The organism is Kitasatospora sp. NPDC127060, from assembly GCF_042724935.1.
GTDB lineage: Bacteria > Actinomycetota > Actinomycetes > Streptomycetales > Streptomycetaceae > Kitasatospora.
On record NZ_JBHXEG010000020.1, the window covers coordinates 52,734 to 75,550 of the forward strand.

Consider the following 22,817-nt stretch of genomic DNA (forward strand, 5'->3'; position numbering starts at 1 on the left):
GGGAAGGTCTACGTCGCCTGGCAGGACTGCCGGTTCCGCTCTGGCTGCCCGGCCAACGACATCGTCTACTCGACCTCGACCGACGGCACCACGTGGTCGGCTGTCACCCGCGTACCGATCGACGCGACGACCAGCGGCGTCGACCACTTCATCCCGGGCTTCGGCGTCGACCACGCCACCTCCGGCTCCACCGCCAGGCTCGGCCTGTACTACTACTTCTACCCGAACGCCAACTGCACCGCCGCCACCTGCCAGTTGGAGGTCGGCTTCACCTCCTCCGCCAACGGTGGTGCCACCTGGAGCACGGCGCAGACCGTCGCCGGCCCGATGTCGCTGTCCCAGATCGCCTCCACCACGCAGGGCAGCATGGTCGGCGACTACCTCTCCACCTCGGTGGTGAACGGCAAGGCCGTGGCGATCTTCGCCGTCGGCAACGCCCCCACCAACGGCCAGGCCTTCGACGAGGACATGTACGCCGTCTCCGGTGGCCTCACCCTTCGGGCCGGGACCACCCCCTCCAATACGGGTCCGGTGCTCCTCACCGCGCCCAATCCGGGAACGGACTCTGCCGGCGGCCATCCGCCGCTGACCGTTCCCACCCCGCCTTTCCGCCGCGCGCGGGAAGGCGGGGCTTTCTGTTTCCCTTCAACTTCCTTAACTGATTTGGTTTTAGACATTCGTTATGCGCAATCCCTTCACGCCAGCTGGCATGACCGGCGAAGCTTCGACCGGATTCCGCCGGAGCCGCGCGACCGCGCGACCCGCCGCATGGGAGGACCCACCATCGTGCCCAACAGGCAACGCCGACGGCTGCTACTGCCCGCCGTCACCCTGACCGCACTCGGACTGACCACCACCCAGGCCCTCGCCGCGCCGGAGCCACCCAAGCCGCGCCCGCACCAGGCGCAGCACCTGGCCGAGGTCGGCCAGAAGCACGCCAAGAAGGTCCAGGGCACGGGCACCGCCAAGAACACCTTCTCCGCCGAGGCCGACACTCCTGGCGGCGACGGCGGCGCGGACGAGGCGGAGAACTCGGCCGAGGGCGTCGCGCAGTACACCGAGGCCCGCACCGCCCCCGGCGTGGTCGCGCCGGGCGCCTACGGCGCGGCCTGGTCGCAGCTGCAGTCCATGCCGCACACCGACGGCACCTGGAAGCACGTCACCAAGAAGCCGTACAACTCCGACGACCCGCGTTACCGCGACGTCAACTCCAACTCCAGCGGCGGCTCCGGCAACGTCACTGGCCGCATCACCGGTATCGCGGCGGACAACGACGGCTACGTGTACGCCGGCGGTGCCAACGGCGGTGTCTTCCGCTCCAGCACCGGCGGCGGCGACTGGGAGCCGATCGCGGACAACCTGCCGTCGCTGTCGACGGGCACGCTGAACCTGGACGGGGGCGGGCGGCTCTGGTACGCCACCGGCGAGTCCAACACGGGTGCCACCTCGTACGTCGGCACCGGTGTGTACCTGCTCGCCGACCCGAAGCACGGCGAGTTCCAGCCGGGCAACCGGGTCGGCGGCGCCGAGCTGGAATCGACGATCATCCACGCGCTGCGCTTCGGCGGCGGCAAGGTGTGGGCGGCGACCAGCCGGGGCGTGTGGAGCCACTCCACGACCGATCTCTCCGGCCCGTGGACCATGGAGTTCGCGCCCAACCCGGACTACCTGCCCGGCGGTTCGAAGGCCAAGGACCCGAGCGCGCCGTACAAGAACATCGCCAACGACATCGCGATCGACCCCAAGGACCCGACCAAGGTCATCCTCGCCGTCGGCTGGCGAGGCGGCGACACCTACAACGGCTTCTACAGCAAGGCGGCCGACGGCAGTTGGCAGCGGGTGGCCTCCCTGGGCGACCTGCCGACGGACGCAGCGAACGTCGGCAACGTGACCTTCGCACGCTCGGCGGACGGCTCGCGTTACTACGCGATCGACCAGTCCCCGGACGTCATGGCGCACAACCCGGACACCGGCCTCAAGGGCATCTACGTCTCCAAGTCCGGTTCCCCGTCCGGACCGTGGACGCTGATCGCGGACAAGGACAAGATCAAGAACTCCGGTTCGGCCCTCCAGGGCGCCGGCTACCAGCCGGGCATCCAGGCCTGGTACAACCAGTTCCTCCAGGTCGACCCGGCCAACCCGGACCACCTGTACGCGGGTCTGGAGGAGGTGCTGGAGACCAAGAACGGCGGCGCCACCTGGACCGTCCCCGGCCCGTACTGGAACTTCCCGTTCCCGTGCTGGAGCATCGACCCCAGCAAGCAGACCGGCGACTGCTCGCCGACCGTCCACTCCGACCAGCACGCCGTCGCCATCGGTTCGTACGAGGGCAAGACCAGCGTGTACGTCGGCAACGACGGCGGCATCTACTCCCGCCCCGTTAACGGCGCGGTCGACTCCGGCGGACACGCCAAGGACTGGAAGTCCCTCGCCGACGGCACCATCGACACCCTGCAGTACTACTCGGTCGGCATCGGCAAGGACCCGGCGGACCGCTCCGGCAAGGGCGTCATCGTCAGCGGCGGCCTGCAGGACAACGGCGAGTCGATCCTGCGCGCCCACGACAAGGTGATGGGCTCCGACTTCGGCGGCGACGGCGCCGACACCCTGGTCGACCCGAACAACGGCTGCAACATCGCCGAGGAGTATGTCTACCTCGACATGTGGGTCACCCAGAACTGCGCCGTCAACAACGGCGCCTGGTCCATTGACCCGTCGAAGGCCACCTCGTACGAGGTCGCCCCGCCCGACAAGGACACCAGCTCCGCCCGCTTCATCGCGCCGATCACCAGCGACCCGAAGAACGCCAACACCTGGATCGCCGGGGGCCAGCACGTCTGGGTTCAGAACAAGGGCTACGCGATCCGCAGCGGCAGCGAGTGGACCAGCGCCTACGACCTGGGCGCCGGGCACGTCGCCACGGCCGTCGCCACCGTCAACGGCACGGTGTACGCGGGCTGGTGCGGCCCCTGCAACAACCAGGGGTTCAGCCGCGGCATCGCCGTCGGCAAGACCGACGGCACCGGCTGGCACCAGCTGAACCTGCCCGTCGACGGCACCCTGCCGAACCGCTACATCTCCTCCTTCGCGGTGGACGAGAAGGACGCCCAGCACGTCTTCGTCGCCATCAACGGCTTCTCGCGGACGTGGACCGAGGGCCCCGGCGCGGGCATCGGCCACCTCTTCGAGACCCGTGACGGCGGTGCCACCTGGACCGACGTCTCGGCCAACCTGCCCGACATCCCGGCCACCTCGGTCAAGATCCTCCCGAACGGCGGCCTCGCGCTGGGCACCGACCTGGCCGCGTTCTACCGCGCGCCCGGCGAGACCGACTTCTCGGTGCTCGGGGAGGAACTGCCCACCACCTCGGTCCAGCAGCTGAGGACCGGCCCGGACGGCAAGCTCTACGCCGCCACCTTCGGGCGCGGCATCTGGGCCATCAACCTGCGTTCCCTCAACGAGGACAACGACAACCAGGGCGACGACAACCAGGACTGACCCATCCACGTCCTCCCGTGCCCGGCCCGCTCATCCCGAGCGGGCCGGGCACCGGCGTTCCGGAACCCGCCCGGCATCGCGAACGTCCAACCCCGGAACCGTACGAGACCGGAGACTCCCGACCGTGAAGAGAACCCTCGCCATCCCGGCCAGCGCGCTGCTGCTTCTTCTGACCACCGCCTGCGGATCCGGCGGTGCCTCGCCGACGCCCACCACCTCGCCCGCCCAGAGCACGGCCCCCGTGTCGGCGGACGCGCCCGGCCCCACGTCCACCCAGGCCCCCGCCGAGCCGACGCCGGCACCAGGGTCTCCCTCGGTGAGTGCGGGAACGACCTCGCCGCAACCTCCCAAGGGCAGCGCCGCAGCTCCGACCCGGACGGCCTCGCAGGGGTCCGCGCCTGCAGGCAGCCATGCGCCCGTCACGACGGCGCCGAGCCCCGCTCCCACTCCGACTCTGCCTCCGAACGACGGGGAGAACCCGATCGACCTCCAGCACCGCCCCGGCGGCGGGTCCTCCCGCCCGGCGGGCTGATCGAAGGAGCGATGGCATCGTTGCATGTCGATGACATCGCCTGTTTCCGTCGGACGGCGCCGTGCGCGGGCATCGACGCCTGGCGCGGCGAGGAGTGCGGCTGCTGACACCATGCCGAAGCCCGTCAGGCGGCCGGACCGAACACCTCGCTGAACATGGCGGCTCCGTCAGCTGGTGCCCGCACCTCCACATGCAGGTCCGGGCCGTCGAGGTGGAGCTGGAAGTCGAAGAACGGGCAGCACTGCTGCTCGGCTGCGGTGGCCTGCTCGCTGAGCGGCCCGGACGGCCGGGACGGACAGCCACACCCCGTCCGGGATCACGGTGCAGGCCGCACCGGCGAGCACCCCCTGCCAGGCGGCGGCCCGCTCGGCCGTGCCCGCGCCGCTCAGCGAGCAGGCCACCGCAGCCGTGCGCCACCGCTCAGGGTCCCGTCCTCCCGCCTGCGCCTCGGGGGACGTACGGAAGCCGCATGGCGAGTCGCAGCGGGCGGTCCGTTCCGGCAGCGCGTCCAGGAGCTCCAGCGCGGCCCGCAACGCGGCGGAGAACGCCTGAAGCTCGCACGTCTGCTCCCCCGCCTGTGCCAGGCGGCCGACCACCCTGCGCCCTGCCCCTGGCGGTGGCCCGTGACGCCGGCTGCGAGGTCGCCTACCTGCCCGGCAACTGGCCCCGGCTTGCTGCGACGGGCTCTTGTGTTCCGGCCTGAAGTGGCCCCGCTTCCGGTCTGTAGTGGGCCCGCTTTGATGGGCGGCGGTGTCAGTCGTCGCTGCGCGTCATGTCGTATTCGCCGACATCCAGATCTGCGCCGGTTGCGGCGAGGAAGTCCAACATCGCGCGGTCCAGGTGCCAGCCGAAGAGGGTCGTGTCGTCGGGCGAGTCGGAGGGCTGCTTGTCATACCGGTTGAACCAGCGGTGCACCTGCAGAATCGTGCCCCCGGGGCCCTCCTCGGTTGCGAGACGGGTTGTCAGATCGGTGAGCGCCTCCATGCGGGGCCGGAGCCTGCCGATGACCTGATCGATCTGCTCATCGACTGACAGACCGGGCTCGCGGCAGACAACCTTCCAGACGTGACAGAACGGGATGATGTGAGGTGAGGCGGACAGACTCCCACGCACCGTGACCTCGTCCGGTTCCACGCCGAGCAGCTCGGTGATCTCGTCGGCGGTAGTGCCCACGCTGGAGATCGCAAAGTAGACGTACTGAGTCAACGACACCCGCGGAGACTACCTACGCAGCCGCACGACCGCCTGACTATGTCCTCGCCTGCTGCCTGGCTTTGGTCTGCGCGAGGCGGTGGGGCTCGGTGCCGGTCTCGATGATGGTGCCGTTGAAGGTGAGGCGGTCGACGATGGCCGCGCAGAGCCGGGGGTCGGTGAAGGTCTTGGTCCAGCCTCCGAACGATTCGTTCGAGGCGATCGCAACACTGTTCTTCTCCTCCCTTTCCGTCAGAACCTGGAACAGCATCTCGGCCCCGCGGCGGTCCAGTTCGAGGTAGCCCAGTTCATCGCTGCAGAGGAGATCGACGCGGCCGTAGCGGGCGATGGTCTTGGTCAGCTGTTTCTCGTCGGCCGCTTCGACGAGCTCGTTGACCAGGCGGCGGCGAGCGCGTAGCGGACCCGGAAGCCCGCCATCGCGGCGGCGGAGCCGAGGCCGATCAGCAGGTGGGTCTTGCCGGTGCCGGAGTCGCCGATCAGGCAGAGTGGCTCGCCCCTCTTGATCCGTTCGCAGGCGGCGAGGTTGTTGACCAGGGCGGGTGTGACGTTGGGGTTGGCCGTGTAGTCGAAGTCGGACAGCCACTTCGAGCGCGGGAAGCCGGCCGCGCGGATGCGCCGCTCGGAGCGGCGGCGGTCGCGGTCCTCGCACTCGGTCATCAGCAGTTCGGCGAGGAAGCCGCGGTAGGAAAGGTGCTCGCGCTCGGCCCGGGTGACGGTGTCGGCGAACTGGGCCCGCATGGTCGGCAGCCGCAGGACGCGGCAGGCGGTGTCGATGGCGGCGTCGGAGGCGGGCTCGGTCAGGGTGTGGTGCGGGCCGGTCATCGCGGGTCCCTTCCGGGCCGGTGGTGCAGGAGCTGGCCCCAGCGCTCAAGCGCTGGCATTGGACGCTGGTCGGGCGGCAGGTGGGCGGCTCTTCGTTCGGTCAGACTCGGCAGCGGCAGTTCGGGTGGGGCAACCGCTTCGGGCAGCAGGACGGTGACGGTGACCGTCGGTGACCGGCCCTCGGCCTCGGCGGCCTTGCGCGCCTCCAGCGCGACGACGTCCGCGGTGCAGGCTCCGGCCGCGAAAGCGCCAGCGATGCCGGCGACGACGTCGCGGTGCTGCAGGTGCCGGTGCAGCAGTAGGACGTGGACCAGGGCCTTCGTGCCGTCGCTCTCGCCGAGGGCGTGCTTGGCCGCGGAGCAGAACGCCTCGTGGGCGCTGCATTCTCGCAGCCGAGCGGCCGCAGAAATGCCGGTGGGCCGCCACGATGACGTGACGGCCCACCGGATCCACTCGGTTATTGATCAGACGTAGTAGTTGTACCTGGCCTCGGGCTCCTCAAGCCCTTCGGCCAACGACGACCCCCAGACCCGGAGTTCGCCGATGACCCCCCAGCGGGTGTGGGGCGTCAGTCGTGCGAATCCGGCGTGGTCCATCTCGCCTCTCGCCATCGTGATCCGCGCGAAGCTCTCGCCCACCGCGCGACCGGCGAATTTCGAGAATCCGTGGTCCGCATCGGCTACGAACAGTGCGGCGACGGAGCTCGGCTCATCTCCCCATTCGGGGATGTCGAGCACCGCGCCGACCCTGAAGCCGGTTCCAGCCCGCTCGTCACGGATCGCGTCGAGCAGCGCGTGCATCCGGCTGTCCTCGTCCAGGGCCGCCGATCGCTCCAGGGCGTGCAGGAATTCCTCCGGCGGAGCGTACCCGTGCACCTCGATGTAGTGCGTGATCATCGTGGGTGCGCAGTAGCTCGACCCGTCATCCCCGTAGACGTGGATCTCGCCGTCGGCCTGGACCGCTTCACCACCCGGACAGAACTCACAGTCGTGGACGCCCATGGTCCTGCTGCGCGGATATGCCGCGAGCTCTTCCAGGAGCGTCAGCTGCGATCGCTCGACAGTCCTCGCCGAGCCCTGGATTCCCAGGCGCTTGCCAAGCCAGCCGACGGACAGCATCGGAATCGGCTTCTCGCTGTAGGTGAATTCGGAGAGGTCTACGAACTCGGCCATTCGGTCACTCCTTGATGCTCGCACAGGCCAGCCAGAAGCACGTTCCGTCGCCCTCCTCCAGCAGGTCGGAGATGAGCGTACGCTCGTTGACCACCGTCGATCCCTCCAGGTACGACAGCGGCAGACGGGTTCTCGGATGGAGGCCGAGCGGCGTGAGAGCAAGGTCCGGCATCATCTGACCTTCCGTCCACACGTTCTTCGCATCCAAGTGATCGGATCCGCCCGCGATGCGCATTGCCTCGTGATAGTCGAGGATGTCGCCGATCTTGGTGAAGTTGATCACCGCCTGCCCGATACGCACCGAGCGGCTCGTGCTCCGTGAGTCCGAGGCTCGGGACCGCGCGGCGTGCATCGAGCTGTCCGCTTCGCCGGAGGTGGGCACCTATGTCGGTGGCGCCCGACCGCGCGACGAGCTTGAGCGTGTGGTGCCTGAGGTGCCTGGGCGGCGCCTCGGCTTCTTCGTGGTCGAGCTCGACGGAGCGTCGATCGGCTTCATCGAGCTCAACCGGCGCGACGCGGAGCACCGGAGTCATGTCCGTCCGGATGCCGGGGTGGCCGAGCTTGGCTACATGTTCCTGCCAGAGGCATGGGGACGCGGATACGCTGCCGAGACGTGCACGGCGGTGCTCGGCTGGTTCGCCGACGCGCTTCCCGCCGAGGCGGTGGTGCTCTGCACCCAGACCGCCAACGCCCGCTCGATGCGCCTCGCGGCGAAGTTGGGGTTCACGGAGGCGGCCCGGGCGCCGCTGGACAAGAACATGGAGAACAGCGCTCGGTCGTGGTGGCAGCTCAGCGAGTTGAACAGGTCCTCGACGACATCGTCAGGAACCGCGCGGGGCTCGCGGTCGACCTGCTTCTGTCGGTAGGCGCGCCCGACGGTGTAGCCGGAACGGCTCCAACGGGTTGTGATGCGCCTCCAGTCGGCGCCCGTCACGGGACTGCGGTGGCACCGGGGAGACCACCGGCCCCTGCCCAGTCTGCAGATGGTGGTCGTAGAACGCCGCCAACACCGACACCGCGTGGTTGATGGTCGCCGGAGCATAGCCCGCCCTCAGGTACGGCTTGCCGGTGCGCGCGTTCAGCGACCCCGGAGCGGGCGCGTCCGGGCGGCGCCGGTCCCGCGCCGGGTTGTGGCACGTCCGCAGCCATAGGACGAAGTCGCGTACGTCCACTCGTTTCGCACGGCTCCATTCCCCATCGACTGCCGCGAGGAACCGGAACCAGCGAAGCAGGTCAAAGGCATAGGAACGGCAGGAAGCCGGAGTGTTGCCGCTGGCGAGCAACTCCCGCAGGAACTTGTTTACCGGCGTGATCGACCGCCCCGCCCCGTCGAGAACCACCCAGGGCAGTGTGGCGGCACTGGTCTCCTCCACTCTGCCGACCCGGGCCACCGTCAGTCCAGTCACCTCGCGTTCGTCCATCACGTCTCCGTCTCATCGGGACCATCCCGAACGGAGACTCCTCGCCATCACCAAGCCAACATGTAGGACACGCCGGTAGTGCGGTCAACGGGTCGGTGGACGGCCTTGCCGGAGTAGGCGAGCCGGAACGCGAACAGGTAGCACTTGGTGCGCTCGCCGGCCAGGTCGACCCAGGCTTCGCCGAAGTCGACCTCCGCGTCCATGCCCGGCTGATTGTGGCGGATCACGAACCCCGCTGAGGGTGCGGCCCCGGCGGCCCCGGCGATCTCCTGCCGACGCCGGTGGACGTAGTCCCACACGGTCGAGTAGGCGATCTCCGCCCCGAGCTCCTGCTGAAGTCGGGCCAGGATCCGCTGGACGGTGTGCCGCTGCTTCGGCGGAGCCTCCAGATCGTCCAGCAGCCGCTGGTCGATCGTCTTCTTGAACGGCTCCAGCCTCGGGGAATGCCTCCTCGGTGTCCGCCGTGGCGGCGGCACCGCCGAGCACAGGGCCTCGCGCACCAGCCGCCGGTGGACACCGTACTTCCGCGCGAGGGCGCGGACCGATAGCCCCTCCCGCCACGAGTCGCGGCGGATCAACGGAAACAGCTCTTCCTTCGAGGACACCACCCGGTATCGCCCCCTCACGGAGACCTACACCGAGCCTCCCAGCCGCACGTCGAAGGTGGGGCCAACTCAAGCCGGAACAATCCCCGAACGCTGCCATGCGCCCCGCAAGTGGGGCCGACTCGGGCCGGAAAAGTGGGGCCAAATCAGACCGTTGACGCCACATGCGACCGCGGTGCTGCCCAGCACGTGGCCGGACCCGGCCAGCACACCCCACCAGAACCGTCGCAGGCTGCACCTACGCACACCCGAGCGCCACACGGGCTGCACCTCTGCGTAGGGACTACCTACCGCCAACTTCTCACTCACAAGTACTCCTTGATCTGATCCTCTTAGACCGACCGAGGATAGGCGTTGCGCTCCTTGGCTGCGGAGTGGAGCTTCAGCGCGCGCGGACCCCGTCGATGGCCAGGTCGAGTAGCCGGTCGGCCTCGACCGGGCCGTCGGGGTCCCCCTCGGTGGCCAAAGCGATGGCGCCGACCAGTTTGAGTATGTGGGTGATGGTGGCGTCGGGGCGTACGGCGTTCACGTGGCGGGCGCGGTCGAGGAGTTCGTCGCCGGCGCTGGTGATCATCGCGTGGCAGGTGCTTCCCAGCGTCGGGTCGCCGTCGCGGGTGCCGTGCATCACCGAAGCTCCCAGGCCCCGGTTGGCCACGGCGTGTGCGCAGACGGCGCGGAGCCAGCTGACGAGTGCGGCTCCGGGATCGGGGTCGGGCAGCAGGTCACGCGCTTTGGCGCACAGGGCGTCCACCCGGCCCTTGAAGACGGCTTCCAGGAGCAACTGCCGGGAGGGGAAGTGTCGGTGGAGCGTGGCCGAGCCGACTCCGGCGTGCCGGGCGATCTCCTCCAGTGAGGCTTCGGCGCCGTGTTCTGCGACAAGGCTCTCGGCGGTGGCCACGATCCGGTCGTAGTTGCGGCGCGCGTCGGCACGCATCGGCCGCGAAGCCGGGCCAGCTGCGCTCTTGGGCACGGGAACTCCTGACGACTTGCTAACTGGGGTGGCCCTCCATATCGTAGCGACCGATAACCGGAGGGCCACCCCAGTTACTGAGTGTGGGCCCTCGTCGGCATGCGACATGGGGAGATTCGTGGAACCGACAGGAAAGACCGTGGTGGTGGTGGGGGCGACCGGCCTGCAGGGACGGGCGGTGACACGGCACCTGCTCGGCAACGGCTGGCAGGTACGCGCACTCAGCCGCAATCCGGACGGCGCGCCGGCCAGGGACCTGGCGAGCGCCGGTGCGCAGATCGTGCGCGCGCAGATGGAGGACGTCTCCTCGTTGATCGCCGCGGCCGACGGCGCGTACGGCATGTTCAGCGTCCAGCCCACGGTCGGCTCCCCCGGGACCGCACCGGACTTCGACGCGGAGGACGAGGTCCGGTGGGGGATCAACGTCGCCGACGCCGCGCGTACCGCCGGCGTCGAGCACTTCGTCTTCACCTCGGTGGCCGGCGCAGACCGTCACGGCAGCGAGAGATTGCCGCGGAACCTGGTCAGCAAGTGGCGGATCGAGCAGCACATCGCCGCGCTCGGCCTGCCCGCGACGATCCTGCGGCCGGTCTCCTTCATGGAGAACTTCACCGGCGCCTACGCGCTGCGGGACGGGACCTTCGCCACCGCCCTCGCCCCCGAGGTCCCGCTGCAGATCATGGCCGTGGACGACGTCGGCTTCGTCGCCGCGCTGGCCTTCTCCCGGCCCGAAGACTGGATCGGCCGCGAAACCGCCCTGGCCGGCGACGAACTTACGCCGGTCCAGATAGCCGCAGCCATCGAGAACGCGCTCGGACATCCGTTGCCGTACGCCCGGATCCCGATCGAAGCGATCCGGGCCCTCAACGAGGATTTCGCGTACGCCAACGAGTGGCTCAACGAACACGGCTACCGCGCGGACATCACCGCAACCCGCCGTATCCACCCCGGAGCGATGAACTTCCCCACCTGGCTGGAACGCACCGGCGCCGCCCAGATCGCCGCCTTCCTGGCCACCCAGCCCACCGCAGGGCAGCACGTATGAACGGGCGCAAGCCCGACCTCGGGCGCATCGGGATCTGGGCGGGCGACCTCGACACCTACCCCGCGGCAGGGATTCGCGAGGCCGCGGCTACAGTCGAGGACCTCGGCTACGGCACCCTGTGGTTCGCCGAGACCACCGGGCGGGAGGCCATGGCGCAGGCCGCGATTCTGCTGGCCGCCACTCGGCGGATCACCGTGGCTGCAGGCATGGCCGACATCTACGCGCGCGACGCGGTGACGACCGCCGCCGCCGACCGAACCCTGGAGGAGGCGTTCCCCGGGCGATTCCTGCTCGGGCTGTGGGAGAGTCACCCCAGTCTCGCCGAGGACATCCGCGGTCACCGCTTCGAGCAGCCGCCGGCCGCGATGCGCGCCTACCTCGACACGCTGGACGCTTCCCCGTTCGGTCCACCCGGCACGACAGCCCCGCGGTATCGCATGGTCGCGGCCCTGGACCCGGGCATGCTCGCGCTTGCCGCCGAACGCGCTTGGGGCGCCACGGTGTTGGGCATGCCCGTCGAGTACACGCGAACGGCGAGGACGTTGCTCGGGCCCGACGCACTCCTGGCCGTGACCCAACTGTGCGTCCTGAGTCCCGACCGCTCACGGACTGCCGAACTGGCAGCAGCCACCGCCGCAGCAGCCCTGCCCAATCGGCGCGCGCTGTTGCACGACCTGGGATACCAGGACGTGGACGCGCTCGACGACCGGCTCGTTGACGCGGTTGTGGCCCACGGCGATGCCGAGGACGTCGCCCGCCGCGTCCACGAACACCTCGACGCCGGAGCCGACCATGTCAGCCTCCACCTCCTGACCCCCACGCCGGGCATCGCCCCCATCCGCCAGTGGGAGCACATGGCCACCCACCTGCTGCCCTGACCGGATCCATCGACGTGGGAGCCGCAGCAGGACCGCGGCTCCCACGCTGCAGCCTGCCGCAAGCGGTGTTCGACCCGGTCGAGGAGCCACCTCATGCCCTGTGTCGTGCAGGCACAGCACGGGTGCCGCTGCACGCCGGCTGACCGGGGCGAACCGGCGCATCCCGAGCCAAACCACCAGGCTAATCTTCCCCCTCAATGCGATCAAGATCACCATTGCCATGACGGACGCCAACGGCCACGAGACGATGTGTCGCGCCGTCCCGCCGTTCATTCTCAAGCTGACTTCCGGTAGCCCATCGTCGGATCTTGACGATGCGCTAAACGGGGCTTACCCAAAACGAAGTTCAGCCGGCCGATAGGGCCGGGGCACCCCTTCGGGTGCCCCTGAGCCTGCGGCTACACGACCCGTTGGTTGAGGCCAAGCACGGCTGTTCCTGTAGCAGCGGCGCCGCGGCAACAAGCTTGGGTGTCACTCGGAGGCGTCATAGCCAGGGTTCGAAGACACTTGCCACGGCTGGTCGCACCTGTGGGCACTTCTGGTTGCCCCTGTTCAGGCTTTCGGCTGGGGTGTGAGGCGAAAGAGAGCGTCAAGGCCGAGGATCAGCAACCACCACGATCCGTCAAGGAGCCTGGCACGCTCCGGGTCGACCGCTCATGTCCGGGGAGCCGGGCCCCGGCAGTCGCAGCAGTCCACGTGCGGGGCAGGTTGGCGGGGGTGATGAACAGGTCGGGCCAGTTGGCGAGTTCGGCACGCAGGTCGGTCTCGTTCACGCGCGCGCCGGCCTGCTGGCGGGGAGGGTGGCGGCGAGTGCGAGGGCTGCGAAGGCGAGCAGGACGAGGGCGGCGGCGCGCGGGCCGGTGCCGGTGCCGGTGCCGCCGAGGTGGAGGGCGAGGGTGACGGCGGCGACGCCGATGGCGGTGCCCAGGCCGCGGGTCATGTTGACCATGCCGCCGCCGGTGCCGGCCGAGGAGGTGGGGATGGCCTTCATGACGAGGGTGTTGTTGGCCGGGATGAACACGCCGAGAGCCAGGCCGAGCAGCAGCAGCGGCCAGGGCAGCAGTGCGGGCTGCGCCGGGACGGCCGCGAGCAGGGCGAGGGCGGCGATGCAGCCGGCGGCTCCGTAGCGGCTGCGCCGCTGGTCGGTCCAGGCGGGGGGCAGGAGGCGGTCGGCGGTGGTCGCGGCGAGGGCGAAGCCGAGGGGGAGCGCGGTCAGGACCACGCCGGCGGTCAGGGGCGGGGTGCCGTGGCGGTCGAGTTCGATGGGGATCAGCACCAGGGGGCCGAACAGGACGAGGTAGCCGCACAGTCCCGCCAGCAGTCCGGGGCCGATGGGGCCGGTGCGCAGCAGTGCGAGGTCGACGAGGGGGTGGGTGTGGGCGCGCTGGCGGCGGGTGAAGGCCCAGCCGGTGGCGATGGCGGTGGCGGTGAGGGCGGGGGCGATCCAGGTGGGCAGGTGGAGGCCGGAGGCGATGGAGAGGGCGAGCAGGGCGCCGGTGGTGGTGGCGGCGAGGAGCAGGACGGCGGTGGTGTCGAGGCGGGTGGTGGTGGCGCGCTGGCGGGTGCGGGGCAGGAGGTAATGGCCGGCGACGAGGGCGATGATGCCGACGGGGACGTTGACGCCGAAGACCCAGCGCCAGCCGGCGGTGGCGACGAGGGCTCCACCGATGGTGGGGCCGAGGGCGAGTCCGATGGCCTGTCCGGCGGCCTGGATGCCGAGGGCGGTGCGCATCTTGCCGGGGGGTGCGCTGGTGGTGACGAGGGCGACGCTGTTGGCCTGCATGAGGGCGGCGCCGGTGGCCTGGACGACGCGGAAGGCGACGAGGGCCATGAGGGTGGGAGCGAGTCCGCAGGCGGCGGAGGCGGCGGTGAAGACGGTGAAGCCGTAGAGGTACATGAGCTTGCGGCCGTGGATGTCGGAGAGGCGTCCGGCGGGGACGAGCAGGGCGACGAGGGCGAGCAGGTAGGAGAGGGAGACCCACTCGACGCCGGCGAGGGGGGTGTGGAACTCGGTGCTCAGCGGCCGGTAGGTGAGGGTGACGACGCTGGCGTCGAGCTGGCCCATGAACGCGCCGAAACAGACGGTGGCGACGGCGAGTCGCCAGGCGCGGGGGCTGGTGCGTATCGCTTCGGGGCGGGGCCGTTCGGTGGTGAGCAGCGTCCGCAGGCGCGCCGCGGGCTGTGCCTGGGTTCTGTGCTCGCGGACCGTCATGGCGGATACCTCGATCGGCTGGTCGGCGAACGGTTGGGGCCGCCGCCCGTGGGGTGGTTCTTTTAGCGGCGACCCCGGATCCAATATATATCTGTCACCGATATGATCGGTAGAGGATGTACTCGGTGATCGACAGATTTTTGCGCCGACGGCACAGGAGGGCCAGGTTGCTCAGGCGCCCGTCCTGGCGAGTGGCGGCCTGGCGGAGAAGCGGGCCGTCCAGTGGGCGGCGGTGAAGCCGGCGGCGATGGTGAGCAGTCCGGCGAGGGCGTCGGCCTCGAAGTGGTTGGCGGTGGAGAGGATCACGGCGAGGGTGGCGACCGGGTAGCAGACGGCGGCGAGGCGTACGGCCCGGTTGCGGGCCTGGCGGTACAGGACGACGGCGCACCAGGTGGACCAGACGATGTGGACCGAGGGCATGGCGGCGTACTGGTTGGAGACGGTGTCGACGGAGCTGGAGGCCCAGGAGCCCCAGGTGTGGTGGACGACGACGGTGTCGATGAAGCCGTCCCCGGAGAGGAAGCGCGGCGGGGCCAGGGCGTAGAGGTAGAAGCCGGCCAGGGCCGCCGCGGTCGCGGCGTAGAGGGCGGTCCGCGCCTCGCGGAAGTGCTCGGGGCGGCGGGCGTAGAGCCAGAGCAGGGTGCCGATGGTGACGATGAAGTGCAGGGTCGCGTAGTAGTAGTTCATGCCGGTGATCAGCCAGGTCACGTGGTCGGCGGCGTGGTTGAGCGCGAGTTCGAAGCTCAGGTGCAGGCTGCGTTCGGCGTCGAGGATCTCCTGCGCGCGGTGCAGGGCCGCCGCGCGGTGGTCGGGCACGGCATTGCGGCTGACGGTGTAGAGGGCGTATCCCGCGGCGGCGAGCAGGAGTTCCGCCCACCAGGCCGGGCGCCGGCGCCCGGCCTGGAACACGGGGCGGTCGGGCACAGCAGGAGCACTGGTGTCGTGCATGGGGGCGGCGGAGTGGGGCATCAGCTGGTGGCCTTGATCGGTTCGGCGGGTCGGGAGGTGCGGTGGATGCGGTCGGCCGGGGGCTGCCGGTGGCGGGTGGCGACGAGGCAGGCGAGCGCGAGGGCGAAGCCGATCAGCGCGGTCCAGATGTTGAGGCGCAGGCCCAGGATGTGGTTGGCGTGGTCGTCGCGCAGGGCCTCGACCCAGGCGCGGCCCGCGGTGTAGGCGGCGGCGTAGAGGGCGAAGAGGCGTCCCGAGTGCAGGTCGAAGCGGCGGTCGGCCCACAGCAGCAGGGCCACGCAGCCCAGGTCCCACAGCGACTCGTAGAGGAAGGTCGGCTGGTAGAGGGCGATGTCCGGGGTGGTGGCGGGGCGGTGGGCGGGGTCGATGAGCAGACCCCAGGGCAGGCCGGTCGGGTCGCCGAAGAGTTCCTGGTTGAAGTAGTTGCCCCAGCGGCCGATCGCCTGGGCGAGCACCAGGCCGGGGGCGAGGGCGTCGGCGTAGGCGGCCAGGCGGATGCCGTGGCGGCGACAGCCGATCCAGGCGCCGACGGCGCCGAGGGCGACCGCGCCCCAGATGCCGAGGCCGCCGTCCCAGATGTAGAGCGCACGGATGGGCTGCCGGCCCGGTTCGAAGTACAGCTCCGGGTCGGTGATCACGTGGTAGAGCCGGCCGCCGACGATGCCGAAGGGCACGGCCCACAGGGCGATGTCGGCGACGTGGTCCGGGTTGCCGCCCAGGGCGGCCCAGCGGCGGCGGGTCAGCCAGACCGCGGCGCCGATGCCGGTGATGATGCACAGCGCGTAGGCGCGGATCGGTATCGGTCCCAGGTGCCACACGCCCTGGGAAGGGCTGGGCAGGTACGCCAGATGCATGAGGCCGGTCCCCTCGCGGCCGGGCGCGGCGCAGGTCCTGCCGCGCGAGGGGCACCACAGTACATCGGACACCGATTAGCTCGGTAACCGCATTATCTCGCGGTTACGAGCGGGCAATCTGCGGACGCCACCGACGGTGCAGCTGCGCCGCCGCCCGCGGAAGAAGGGAGACGGCCGCGCCCAGCAGGAGCGCGTACTGGAGCGGGAACTCGGTGGCGGCGAGGAACGTCAGCGCCGTCGCCGCCCGTTCGTGCGGCCCACGCCGCCAGGCCGCCCGGAGCTCGGGCAGGCGGGCGAGCGCGAGTTTCGCACCGACGACCACCAGCAGGGCCCCGATCACGGGCAGCGGGATCAGACCGACCGCGCGGCCGCAGGAGGCGACCAGGACGGCCAGGGCGACGCCGGAGGCAGCGCCGGTCCAACGGGTCCGGGCCCCGGCGGCCACGGCCACGCCCGTGCGCGAGAGCGAGCCGCCGACCGGCATCGCCTGGAAGAACGCCCCCGCCATGTTGGCCGCGGCCTGGGCGAGGACGTCCCGCGTACCGGCCGCCCGGTGCTCGCCGCCGCTCCGGTCGTGGCCGGGCTGGTCCCCGGAGATCCCGGCCGCCTGGGCCAGCGCCACCAGCGCCACCGCGAAGGCCCCCGGCGCCAGCTGGGCCAGCACGCCCCAGTCGGGCAGCGACAGGTGCGGAAGTCCGGACGGCAGGGCGCCGAGCGATGCGGCCAGCGGCACCGGCGCCGACCAGGCCCGCACCCCGGCACTCCCCACCACCAGCGCGATCAGCACCGCGTGCGGCCGCGTACGGCGCCCGCGGTGGGCCGACAGCCACACCGCGACCGTCGCCGCAGCCGACCAGGCAGCCGCCGACGACCACCCGCCCGGATGCGCCGCCCACGCGCCGATCCGCAGCAACTGATTGTGATGCCCCGCCCGGTAGCCCGTCGCGTCCGCCAGCGCACCCGCGACGATCTGCACGGCGATGCCGACCGCGAACGCCGCCATCGCCCCACCGCACACCAGCCGCAGTGCCGACCCCAGCCGCAGCAGGGCGAAGACGGCCATCGCGACACCGACCGACAGCGCCAGTGCGGCCACGTTGGCCCCGTCGGAGGGATCCAGGTGCGCCTCGGTGAGCACTTCCTGCGAGGTCAGCGCGATCGCGCTGGTCAGCGTCGTCACCATCAGCACCGACCGGCACAACAGCGCGCCGACGACCGCGGGGACCACACCCGCGTACAGGCCCGCCGCCGGATCGAACCCGGCGATCGCCGCGTACGCCATGCCCTCGGGCACGCTGAACAACGCCACGATCACACCCGCGCGCACCTCCCCCGCCCAAACCCCGGCCCGTCTCCGACCCGGCTCGTGCCCGGCGCCGGCCTGGCCGGGCATCAGACACACCCGCGGTACGGACCGGTCCGTACCGGCCTCGTTCACCTGGTCCACACGGTCCTCCCGGACGAGCGGGCACGGCGCACCCCGCCCCGGACGCGCCGCATACGTACAGTCACCTGAACGCCCAGGGTGCTCGCCCGCACCGCCCGAACGGCCGACACGACACCGCCATGTCCACCGTTCGGGTGCTCCTTCCCGACAAGCACCACCGGACGAGGCCACGTGCCGTAGGGCACCGCCAACCCGCGTCGACGCACGGACGACCGCGGCCCGACCCCGACATGGTTGGGTTGGCACCATGGCCAGCCCGACCGCCGACACCAGCACCCGCCCCGACCTCGAACAGCCCGGTCTCGACGCGCGCCTGCTCACCGACGCCATAACGGGACTGCGCCGGGCGCTGCGGGCCTCGATCCGCTCCGACTACCCCCGGGAGACCCTCCCGATCGCCCAGGTCGAGATCCTCCAGTCCCTCGCCGAGTCCCAGCCCGCCCAGGCCGGCCAACTCGCCGAACGGCTGCGCCTGGCACCGAACACCGTCTCAGGACTCGTCAGCCGCCTGATGGCCGCCGGCCTGGTCGACCGCGGCACCGACAGCCACGACCGGCGCCGAGCCGTCGTCCAGCTCACCGAGCAGGGGGCCGAGCGCCTCGCCGCCTGGCAGCGCGCCCATGAGCAGCGCATCGGCACCGCCCTCGACACACTCGCCCCCGAGGACCGGGCCGCCCTCGGCGCCGCCCTGCCCGCCATGACCTCCCTGGTCCGCCGGCTCCACCACCAACTCGCCGCCACCGAAAGCCACTCGCTCGACAGCTGACAACGAGTCGGCCGCTCGACGGGCAACCCGGACAGGCCTGCACAAGCCTGCACAGGCCTGTCCACGGTGACCGACGTCCGCCATGATGACCCCGTGCGAAGCATCGGGATCGACCTCGCGGCAAGCCCCGCCACCACGGCCCTCGCCGTGATCCACTGGGCCGGTGGCGGCGCCACCGCCGACCCACCACGACTGCGCTGCGCCGACGACGACCTGCTCGCCCACCTCACCGGCCTCAACCCGGGCGACCGCGCCGGAGTCGACTGTCCCTTCGGCTGGCCGATCCCCTACATCCGGGCGATCACCGCCCACGCCCACCACGAGGCATGGCCCGGACGCGGCACCACCAGCGCCGAGCACCGCCCCGCGCTGCGCCACCGCCGCACCGACATCGTCGTACGGCAAGCCCTCGCCCCCCGTCTCCAGCCGCTGTCCGTGTCCTTCGACAAGCTCGGTGCGACGGCCGCGCGCTGGGCGCACCTGGCCGACGAACTCGCCCACCGCGGCCACCCCGTGGAGCGCACCGGCGCGGGCCCGGTCATCGAGGTCTACCCCAAGGCCGCCCGCCTGCGATGGCAGCTCGGCGCCGAACGCTCCATGGACGAACTACTGAAGGCGGCACCCTTCCTGCACTGCTCACCGCAGGTCCAGGAACAGTACGAGGGCAACGAGCACGCCTTCGACGCCCTCATCGCCGCGCTCGTCGCCCGGGCCTGCGCCAAGGGCCTGACCGCCCTACCCACTCCCGAAGACGCCCCGGCCGCCACCGTCGAAGGCTGGATCCACCTGCCCGAAGAGGGCAGCCTGCACGACCTCGCGTAGGGCCGGCACGGTACGGGCCTCCTCCCGGGCCCGGTGATAGGCGACTTCTTCGCCGTCGATGAGCAGTTCCGCCTCCGTGACCGGCCCGACCGGCGGCAGGTACCGCAAGGCCGGGTGTGGCATGCCGTGCTGGACATCGGCTGCGGTCGCGACCGTGCGTACCCGGACTCCGTCGCCTCGGTGGAAGGGGTGGTCGGTGTAGCCGCCCTCCCCGCCGCCGTAGAACGTGGTCGGGTCGGCCGCGGCCGGAGGCAGGTTCTCCCGGTAGCGGCGGACCAGGTCCGGGTCGGCCAGGACGGGTGCGACGAAGGCGGCGAGGTCGGCATGCCCGGCGTCCACGCCACCTGGGCTCGCGCGAGGTCGTAGCCGTTGTTGGCGATGTACGCGCCGACGAACAGCAGGTCCGGGTGGGCGTCGGGCGGTGTCCGGGGGCGTGGTCGTGGTCCTGACGTTCGACGGAGTCGAGCGGGATCGGCTGGGCGGCGGCCGCGGCGGCTTCGTGTTCGGATCCCGGGCGACAGGCGATCGGTGGGCGGCCGGAACGGGGAGGATCTCTGGCGGTCGTTCAACGCTGTCGGTGGTTGGCGCGTATACCCCGTACGACAATGCCGAGGGCCGAGGAGCGACATGGCTGGATGCTGCGGTTCGGACGCGGGCGGGAGTTGCGGTGGCTAGTGCACCGTGGCGGGCGCGCCGCCCCCCTGTGCCGGCGGCGCGCCGGGAGTCGGATTCCCTGTGCACGGAAGCCGATGTCCAGAGGGCCTATGACCAGTACGGCGGAGAGCTGTTCGGCTTCGTCTTCAGGGCGCTGGGCGACCGGCAGCTCGCCGAGGACGTGGTCCAGGAGGTCTTCGTCCGGGGCTGGCGGTCGTCCGGGGCGTTCGATCCGGGCAAGGGCAGCCTGCGCACATGGCTGTTCGCGATCGCGCGCAATGCCGTGGTGGACGCCCTGCGGCGGCGTGGAGGCCGGGAATCGGTGCCGCTGGAGGCCTGGGGCGTCGAGGGCGACGGCCCGGTCCCGCACGACCCCGTTGACCAACTGCTGGAGAGGATCCAGCTGGAGGAAGCGCTGGGGCGGCTGAGCCCGGAGCACCGGCAGGTCGTGGTGAGGGTCTACTTCGGCGGTCAGACCTGTGCCGAACTCGGCCAGGAACTCGGCATCCCGGCCGCGACGATGCGTAGCCGGCTGTATTACGGCGTGCGCGGCCTGCGGCTGGTACTGGAGGAGAACGGATGGCTGGCGCCATGAACCGCGACTGTCCCGCTGTCCGTCAAGAGCTGGCCGAGCGAATGCTGCTCGGTCTGCCGCTGGACGGGGCGGCTTCTCGGCATCTGGATTCCTGTCCGGAGTGCTCCCGCGAGGCGGCGGAAATCCGTGATGTGGTCCGCACCTTGAACCGCGCTGCTCCCGGCAGCGCCAAGCTCGGGCCGGGTGTCCACGGTGAGCCTCTCGCGCCGTTGCCCGGCCTCGGGCACCGGATCCGCGGGGACGTCGGCCGGGGCATCCGGGTGCGTGCGGTCAGGCGCCGCGTCGCGGTGGGCGGCGCCGCCGTGGTGCTGGCCGCAGCGGCGGTCCTCGTCCCGGCGGTGGCCGTCGACCACGCCCGGCCCCGGTCCGTCGCAGCGGTCTCGCTGTCACGTGAGGGACAGATGGTCACCCAGCCGTGGGGGACCGAGGTGCCGGTGGCGCTGGTCGGGCTGGACCCCGGGCACACCTACCGGTTGATGACCGAGGACTCGTCCGGCCGTCGCATGCCGGGCGGGAGCGTGCGCGCCGCGACGGACGCCACGTTGCACACCCGGATCATGACCGCGATGCCGCGCGAGGCCATCGCCGTTCTGCTCGTGGAGGACGAGAGCGGCCGCGTGACCGGCAGGGTGCAGGTGGCCCCGCCCTCGTCCGCCACCGCCGCGACCGTCTGACCGACCCGCAAGTACCGTCCCGCAAGTACCGATGCGCAAGTCCTGCTCACCGGCTGCCGCAGCGTGCCAGTCGGGCGAGCCGTCATGCCTGAAATCAGTCGATTCATGGAGAAGATGATGAAATCCGTGTTCCGTGCCGCCTTGTTGATGGCGGCTTCCCTGGGAGTGGGCGCCGCGGCATCGGCCTCCGGCATGCAGGCGCATGCCGGAGCCCCGGCGCCGGCCCCCGCCGCGGTGTCGGTGCCGATCCCCGTCTCGGGAAACGACCGCGTCTACACGGCGGACCAGACCTCCAACACCGTGACGGTGATCGACCCTTCGACCAACACCGCGCTCGGCACCATCGCACTGGGCGACCAGCGGCTGGGCGGCACGCTCAGTCCGCAGTACCTCGGCGACGTCGGCGTGCACGGCCTGGCGGTGTCGCCCGACCACCACCGCCTCGCCGTGGTCAGCGTCACCACCGACACCGTCGACATCGTCGACACCGCCACCAACAAGGTGGTCAGCCGCACCGACGTCGGCCGCGCCTCCCACGAGGGCAGTTTCACCGCCGACGGCAGGCAGTTCTGGGTCGCCGACCGCGGGCGGGACACCGTCACCGTGGTGGACGCCGTGCACGGCGGGGTAATCACCAATCTGCCCGTCGGTCAGGGACCGTCGAAGGTGGTGATGAGTCCTGACGGCAAGTGGGCGTACGTCAACCACATCAGCCTCCCCGAGGTCACGGTCGTCAACGTCGCGTCCCGCAAGGTGGTGGACCGCATCACGGGTCTCGGGGACGCCTTCTCCTCCGACGAGGCGATCTCCCCCGACGGAAGGGAACTGTGGGCCGCCCACAAGCGCGCCGGCAAGGTCAGCGTCATCGACCTGGTCCACCGCAGGGTGACAGGTGTGATCGCCACGGGCCCCGACACCAACCATCCGCAGTTCGTCGACAACGCCACCGGGTCGTACGCCTACCTGACCGTCGGCGGACTGGACCAGACCTGGGTCTACCGCCGCACCGGAGGCGTACCCGCCCTGGTCACCAAGATCGACAACCACGGCCACGCCCCGCACGGCATGTGGCCCAGTGGCGACGGCACCCGCCTGTACGTGGGCCTGGAGAAGTCCGACGCGGTGGATGTCATCGACACGGCCGCCAACACCGTGACCGACACGATCAAGATCGGCCAGGAGCCGCAGGCGGTCGTCTACGTCCCGAGGGCCGCGCCCGCCGGTGACGCGTCCAACCTCGGCCGCCAGGGGCTGAACCAGGGGGCCGGCGACATCGCCACCGTCCTGCCCGACGGCACGGCCGGCGACGCGCTCGACCCGGTCAGGGGCCGGACCCTGGAGGCCACCGTCCGCCCGGTCAACGGCCTCTCCATGATCCAGCTCCAGGCGCGCAACCTGCAGCCCGGCACCACCTATCAGGCGTACTCGGACGAAGCCGGGGGCCGCCAGGACGCCATCGTCTCCTTCACCACCGATGCGAACGGCAACGCCCCCATGGTCCTGGCGTTCAGTGCCTTCGACGGGCGCAGCATCTCCATCGCGGTGAAGGGCGCCGCGCCCGCGCGAGGTGCGGCCGCCCCGCTGGACGGCATGCACGCGGGCAACGCCGTCAGCGCCGCCGACCTCGTCTACTGCGACTGCTGTTGACCACCCAGCGCGATCCCGAAGG

General features: G+C 70.9%; 20 protein-coding genes and 1 pseudogene. 9 read left to right on the forward strand and 12 right to left on the reverse strand.

The genetic code is table 11. The features are described 5' to 3' along the window. The first annotated feature begins 768 nt into the window (after positions 1–768). A complete protein-coding gene (locus ACFWIS_RS14285; protein ID WP_380452822.1) occupies positions 769–3,498 on the forward strand; it encodes a glycosyl hydrolase in 2,730 nt (909 codons plus the stop codon). Positions 3,499–4,783: 1,285 nt separating this feature from the next. Here ACFWIS_RS14285 and ACFWIS_RS14290 read toward each other — a convergent pair. From ACFWIS_RS14290 to ACFWIS_RS14305, 4 genes and pseudogenes are all read right to left on the reverse strand, one after another. Beyond that, positions 4,784–5,242, reverse strand: coding sequence for a DUF4279 domain-containing protein (locus ACFWIS_RS14290; RefSeq protein ID WP_380452739.1), 459 nt, complete (start codon positions 5,240–5,242; stop codon positions 4,784–4,786). A gap of 37 nt (positions 5,243–5,279) precedes the next feature. Further along, a pseudogene (gene istB, locus ACFWIS_RS14295) lies at positions 5,280–6,064 on the reverse strand (IS21-like element helper ATPase IstB). Positions 6,065–6,528: 464 nt separating this feature from the next. After that, positions 6,529–7,236, reverse strand: a complete 708-nt coding sequence (locus ACFWIS_RS14300) for a hypothetical protein (RefSeq protein WP_380452743.1) — start codon at positions 7,234–7,236, stop codon at positions 6,529–6,531. Positions 7,237–7,240: 4 nt separating this feature from the next. After that, positions 7,241–7,519, reverse strand: coding sequence for a hypothetical protein (locus ACFWIS_RS14305; RefSeq protein ID WP_380452744.1), 279 nt, complete (start codon positions 7,517–7,519; stop codon positions 7,241–7,243). Between ACFWIS_RS14305 and ACFWIS_RS14310 the strand changes: the two genes are divergently transcribed. Beyond that, the gene (locus ACFWIS_RS14310) at positions 7,506–8,102 is read left to right on the forward strand and encodes a GNAT family N-acetyltransferase (protein ID WP_380452746.1); all 597 of its coding nucleotides are present in this window, start codon (positions 7,506–7,508) and stop codon (positions 8,100–8,102) included. The two genes, ACFWIS_RS14305 and ACFWIS_RS14310, sit on opposite strands and share 14 nt — an antisense overlap. Here ACFWIS_RS14310 and ACFWIS_RS14315 read toward each other — a convergent pair. From ACFWIS_RS14315 to ACFWIS_RS14325, 3 genes are all read right to left on the reverse strand, one after another. After that, positions 8,058–8,657, reverse strand: a complete 600-nt coding sequence (locus ACFWIS_RS14315) for a site-specific integrase (protein ID WP_380452747.1) — start codon at positions 8,655–8,657, stop codon at positions 8,058–8,060. The genes ACFWIS_RS14310 and ACFWIS_RS14315 overlap by 45 nt on opposite strands. Before the next feature lie 47 nt (positions 8,658–8,704). Then, a complete protein-coding gene (locus ACFWIS_RS14320; protein WP_380523865.1) occupies positions 8,705–9,235 on the reverse strand; it encodes a hypothetical protein in 531 nt (176 codons plus the stop codon). A 409-nt stretch (positions 9,236–9,644) separates the two neighbouring features. After that, the gene (locus ACFWIS_RS14325) at positions 9,645–10,232 is read right to left on the reverse strand and encodes a TetR/AcrR family transcriptional regulator (RefSeq protein ID WP_380452749.1); all 588 of its coding nucleotides are present in this window, start codon (positions 10,230–10,232) and stop codon (positions 9,645–9,647) included. Between the two features lie 118 nt (positions 10,233–10,350). Between ACFWIS_RS14325 and ACFWIS_RS14330 the strand changes: the two genes are divergently transcribed. Continuing rightward, the gene (locus ACFWIS_RS14330) at positions 10,351–11,277 is read left to right on the forward strand and encodes an NmrA/HSCARG family protein (protein WP_380452750.1); all 927 of its coding nucleotides are present in this window, start codon (positions 10,351–10,353) and stop codon (positions 11,275–11,277) included. Next, positions 11,274–12,155: a TIGR03620 family F420-dependent LLM class oxidoreductase gene (locus tag ACFWIS_RS14335; RefSeq protein WP_380452752.1), complete on the forward strand. Its 882-nt coding sequence runs from the start codon at positions 11,274–11,276 to the stop codon at positions 12,153–12,155. The genes ACFWIS_RS14330 and ACFWIS_RS14335 overlap by 4 nt, the downstream gene beginning before the upstream one ends. Before the next feature lie 769 nt (positions 12,156–12,924). Here ACFWIS_RS14335 and ACFWIS_RS14340 read toward each other — a convergent pair. From ACFWIS_RS14340 to ACFWIS_RS14355, 4 genes are all read right to left on the reverse strand, one after another. Then, a complete protein-coding gene (locus tag ACFWIS_RS14340; protein ID WP_380452754.1) occupies positions 12,925–14,367 on the reverse strand; it encodes an MFS transporter in 1,443 nt (480 codons plus the stop codon). 171 nt (positions 14,368–14,538) lie between these two features. Next, on the reverse strand, positions 14,539–15,315 hold the full coding sequence (locus ACFWIS_RS14345; protein WP_380452756.1) for a phosphatase PAP2 family protein: 777 nt from the start codon (positions 15,313–15,315) through the stop codon (positions 14,539–14,541). A gap of 20 nt (positions 15,316–15,335) precedes the next feature. Next, complete coding sequence (lgt, locus tag ACFWIS_RS14350) at positions 15,336–16,190, reverse strand: prolipoprotein diacylglyceryl transferase (protein ID WP_380452758.1); 855 nt, start codon at positions 16,188–16,190, stop codon at positions 15,336–15,338. Positions 16,191–16,293: 103 nt separating this feature from the next. Then, positions 16,294–17,967, reverse strand: coding sequence for a SulP family inorganic anion transporter (locus ACFWIS_RS14355; RefSeq protein WP_380452760.1), 1,674 nt, complete (start codon positions 17,965–17,967; stop codon positions 16,294–16,296). Here ACFWIS_RS14355 and ACFWIS_RS14360 point away from each other — a divergent pair. Both ACFWIS_RS14360 and ACFWIS_RS14365 read left to right on the forward strand, forming a co-directional pair. After that, positions 17,885–18,403: a MarR family winged helix-turn-helix transcriptional regulator gene (locus ACFWIS_RS14360; RefSeq protein ID WP_380452762.1), complete on the forward strand. Its 519-nt coding sequence runs from the start codon at positions 17,885–17,887 to the stop codon at positions 18,401–18,403. The two genes, ACFWIS_RS14355 and ACFWIS_RS14360, sit on opposite strands and share 83 nt — an antisense overlap. Positions 18,404–18,496: 93 nt before the next feature. Next, positions 18,497–19,225 (forward strand): DUF429 domain-containing protein, encoded by a 729-nt coding sequence (locus ACFWIS_RS14365; protein ID WP_380452764.1) that lies wholly within the window; start codon positions 18,497–18,499, stop codon positions 19,223–19,225. On the opposite strand, the gene ACFWIS_RS14370 is transcribed toward ACFWIS_RS14365, so the two are convergent. Then, positions 19,139–19,564, reverse strand: coding sequence for a hypothetical protein (locus ACFWIS_RS14370; RefSeq protein ID WP_380452766.1), 426 nt, complete (start codon positions 19,562–19,564; stop codon positions 19,139–19,141). The two genes, ACFWIS_RS14365 and ACFWIS_RS14370, sit on opposite strands and share 87 nt — an antisense overlap. 328 nt (positions 19,565–19,892) lie before the next feature. Between ACFWIS_RS14370 and ACFWIS_RS14375 the strand changes: the two genes are divergently transcribed. The 3 genes from ACFWIS_RS14375 (at position 19,893) to ACFWIS_RS14385 (ending at position 22,795) form a co-directional block, all read left to right on the forward strand. Continuing rightward, positions 19,893–20,474, forward strand: coding sequence for a sigma-70 family RNA polymerase sigma factor (locus ACFWIS_RS14375; protein WP_380523867.1), 582 nt, complete (start codon positions 19,893–19,895; stop codon positions 20,472–20,474). A 143-nt stretch (positions 20,475–20,617) separates the two neighbouring features. Continuing rightward, entirely contained in the window at positions 20,618–21,148 is a 531-nt protein-coding gene (locus tag ACFWIS_RS14380; RefSeq protein WP_380452770.1) for a hypothetical protein, read from the forward strand. Between the two features lie 126 nt (positions 21,149–21,274). Continuing rightward, on the forward strand, positions 21,275–22,795 hold the full coding sequence (locus ACFWIS_RS14385) for a beta-propeller fold lactonase family protein (RefSeq protein ID WP_380452772.1): 1,521 nt from the start codon (positions 21,275–21,277) through the stop codon (positions 22,793–22,795). Positions 22,796–22,817: the final 22 nt, after the last annotated feature.

Coding starts and splice junctions, on each gene's coding strand:
- ACFWIS_RS14285 (WP_380452822.1), top strand. CDS start 769: ATGGGAGGACCCACCATCGTGCCCAACAGGCAACGCCGACGGCTGCTA.
- ACFWIS_RS14300 (WP_380452743.1), bottom strand. CDS start 7,236: ATGGCCGAGTTCGTAGACCTCTCCGAATTCACCTACAGCGAGAAGCCG.
- ACFWIS_RS14315 (WP_380452747.1), bottom strand. CDS start 8,657: ATGGACGAACGCGAGGTGACTGGACTGACGGTGGCCCGGGTCGGCAGA.
- ACFWIS_RS14335 (WP_380452752.1), top strand. CDS start 11,274: ATGAACGGGCGCAAGCCCGACCTCGGGCGCATCGGGATCTGGGCGGGC.
- ACFWIS_RS14340 (WP_380452754.1), bottom strand. CDS start 14,367: ATGACGGTCCGCGAGCACAGAACCCAGGCACAGCCCGCGGCGCGCCTG.
- ACFWIS_RS14345 (WP_380452756.1), bottom strand. CDS start 15,315: ATGCACGACACCAGTGCTCCTGCTGTGCCCGACCGCCCCGTGTTCCAG.
- lgt (WP_380452758.1), bottom strand. CDS start 16,190: ATGCATCTGGCGTACCTGCCCAGCCCTTCCCAGGGCGTGTGGCACCTG.
- ACFWIS_RS14360 (WP_380452762.1), top strand. CDS start 17,885: ATGGCCAGCCCGACCGCCGACACCAGCACCCGCCCCGACCTCGAACAG.
- ACFWIS_RS14355 (WP_380452760.1), bottom strand. CDS start 17,967: ATGGCGTCGGTGAGCAGGCGCGCGTCGAGACCGGGCTGTTCGAGGTCG.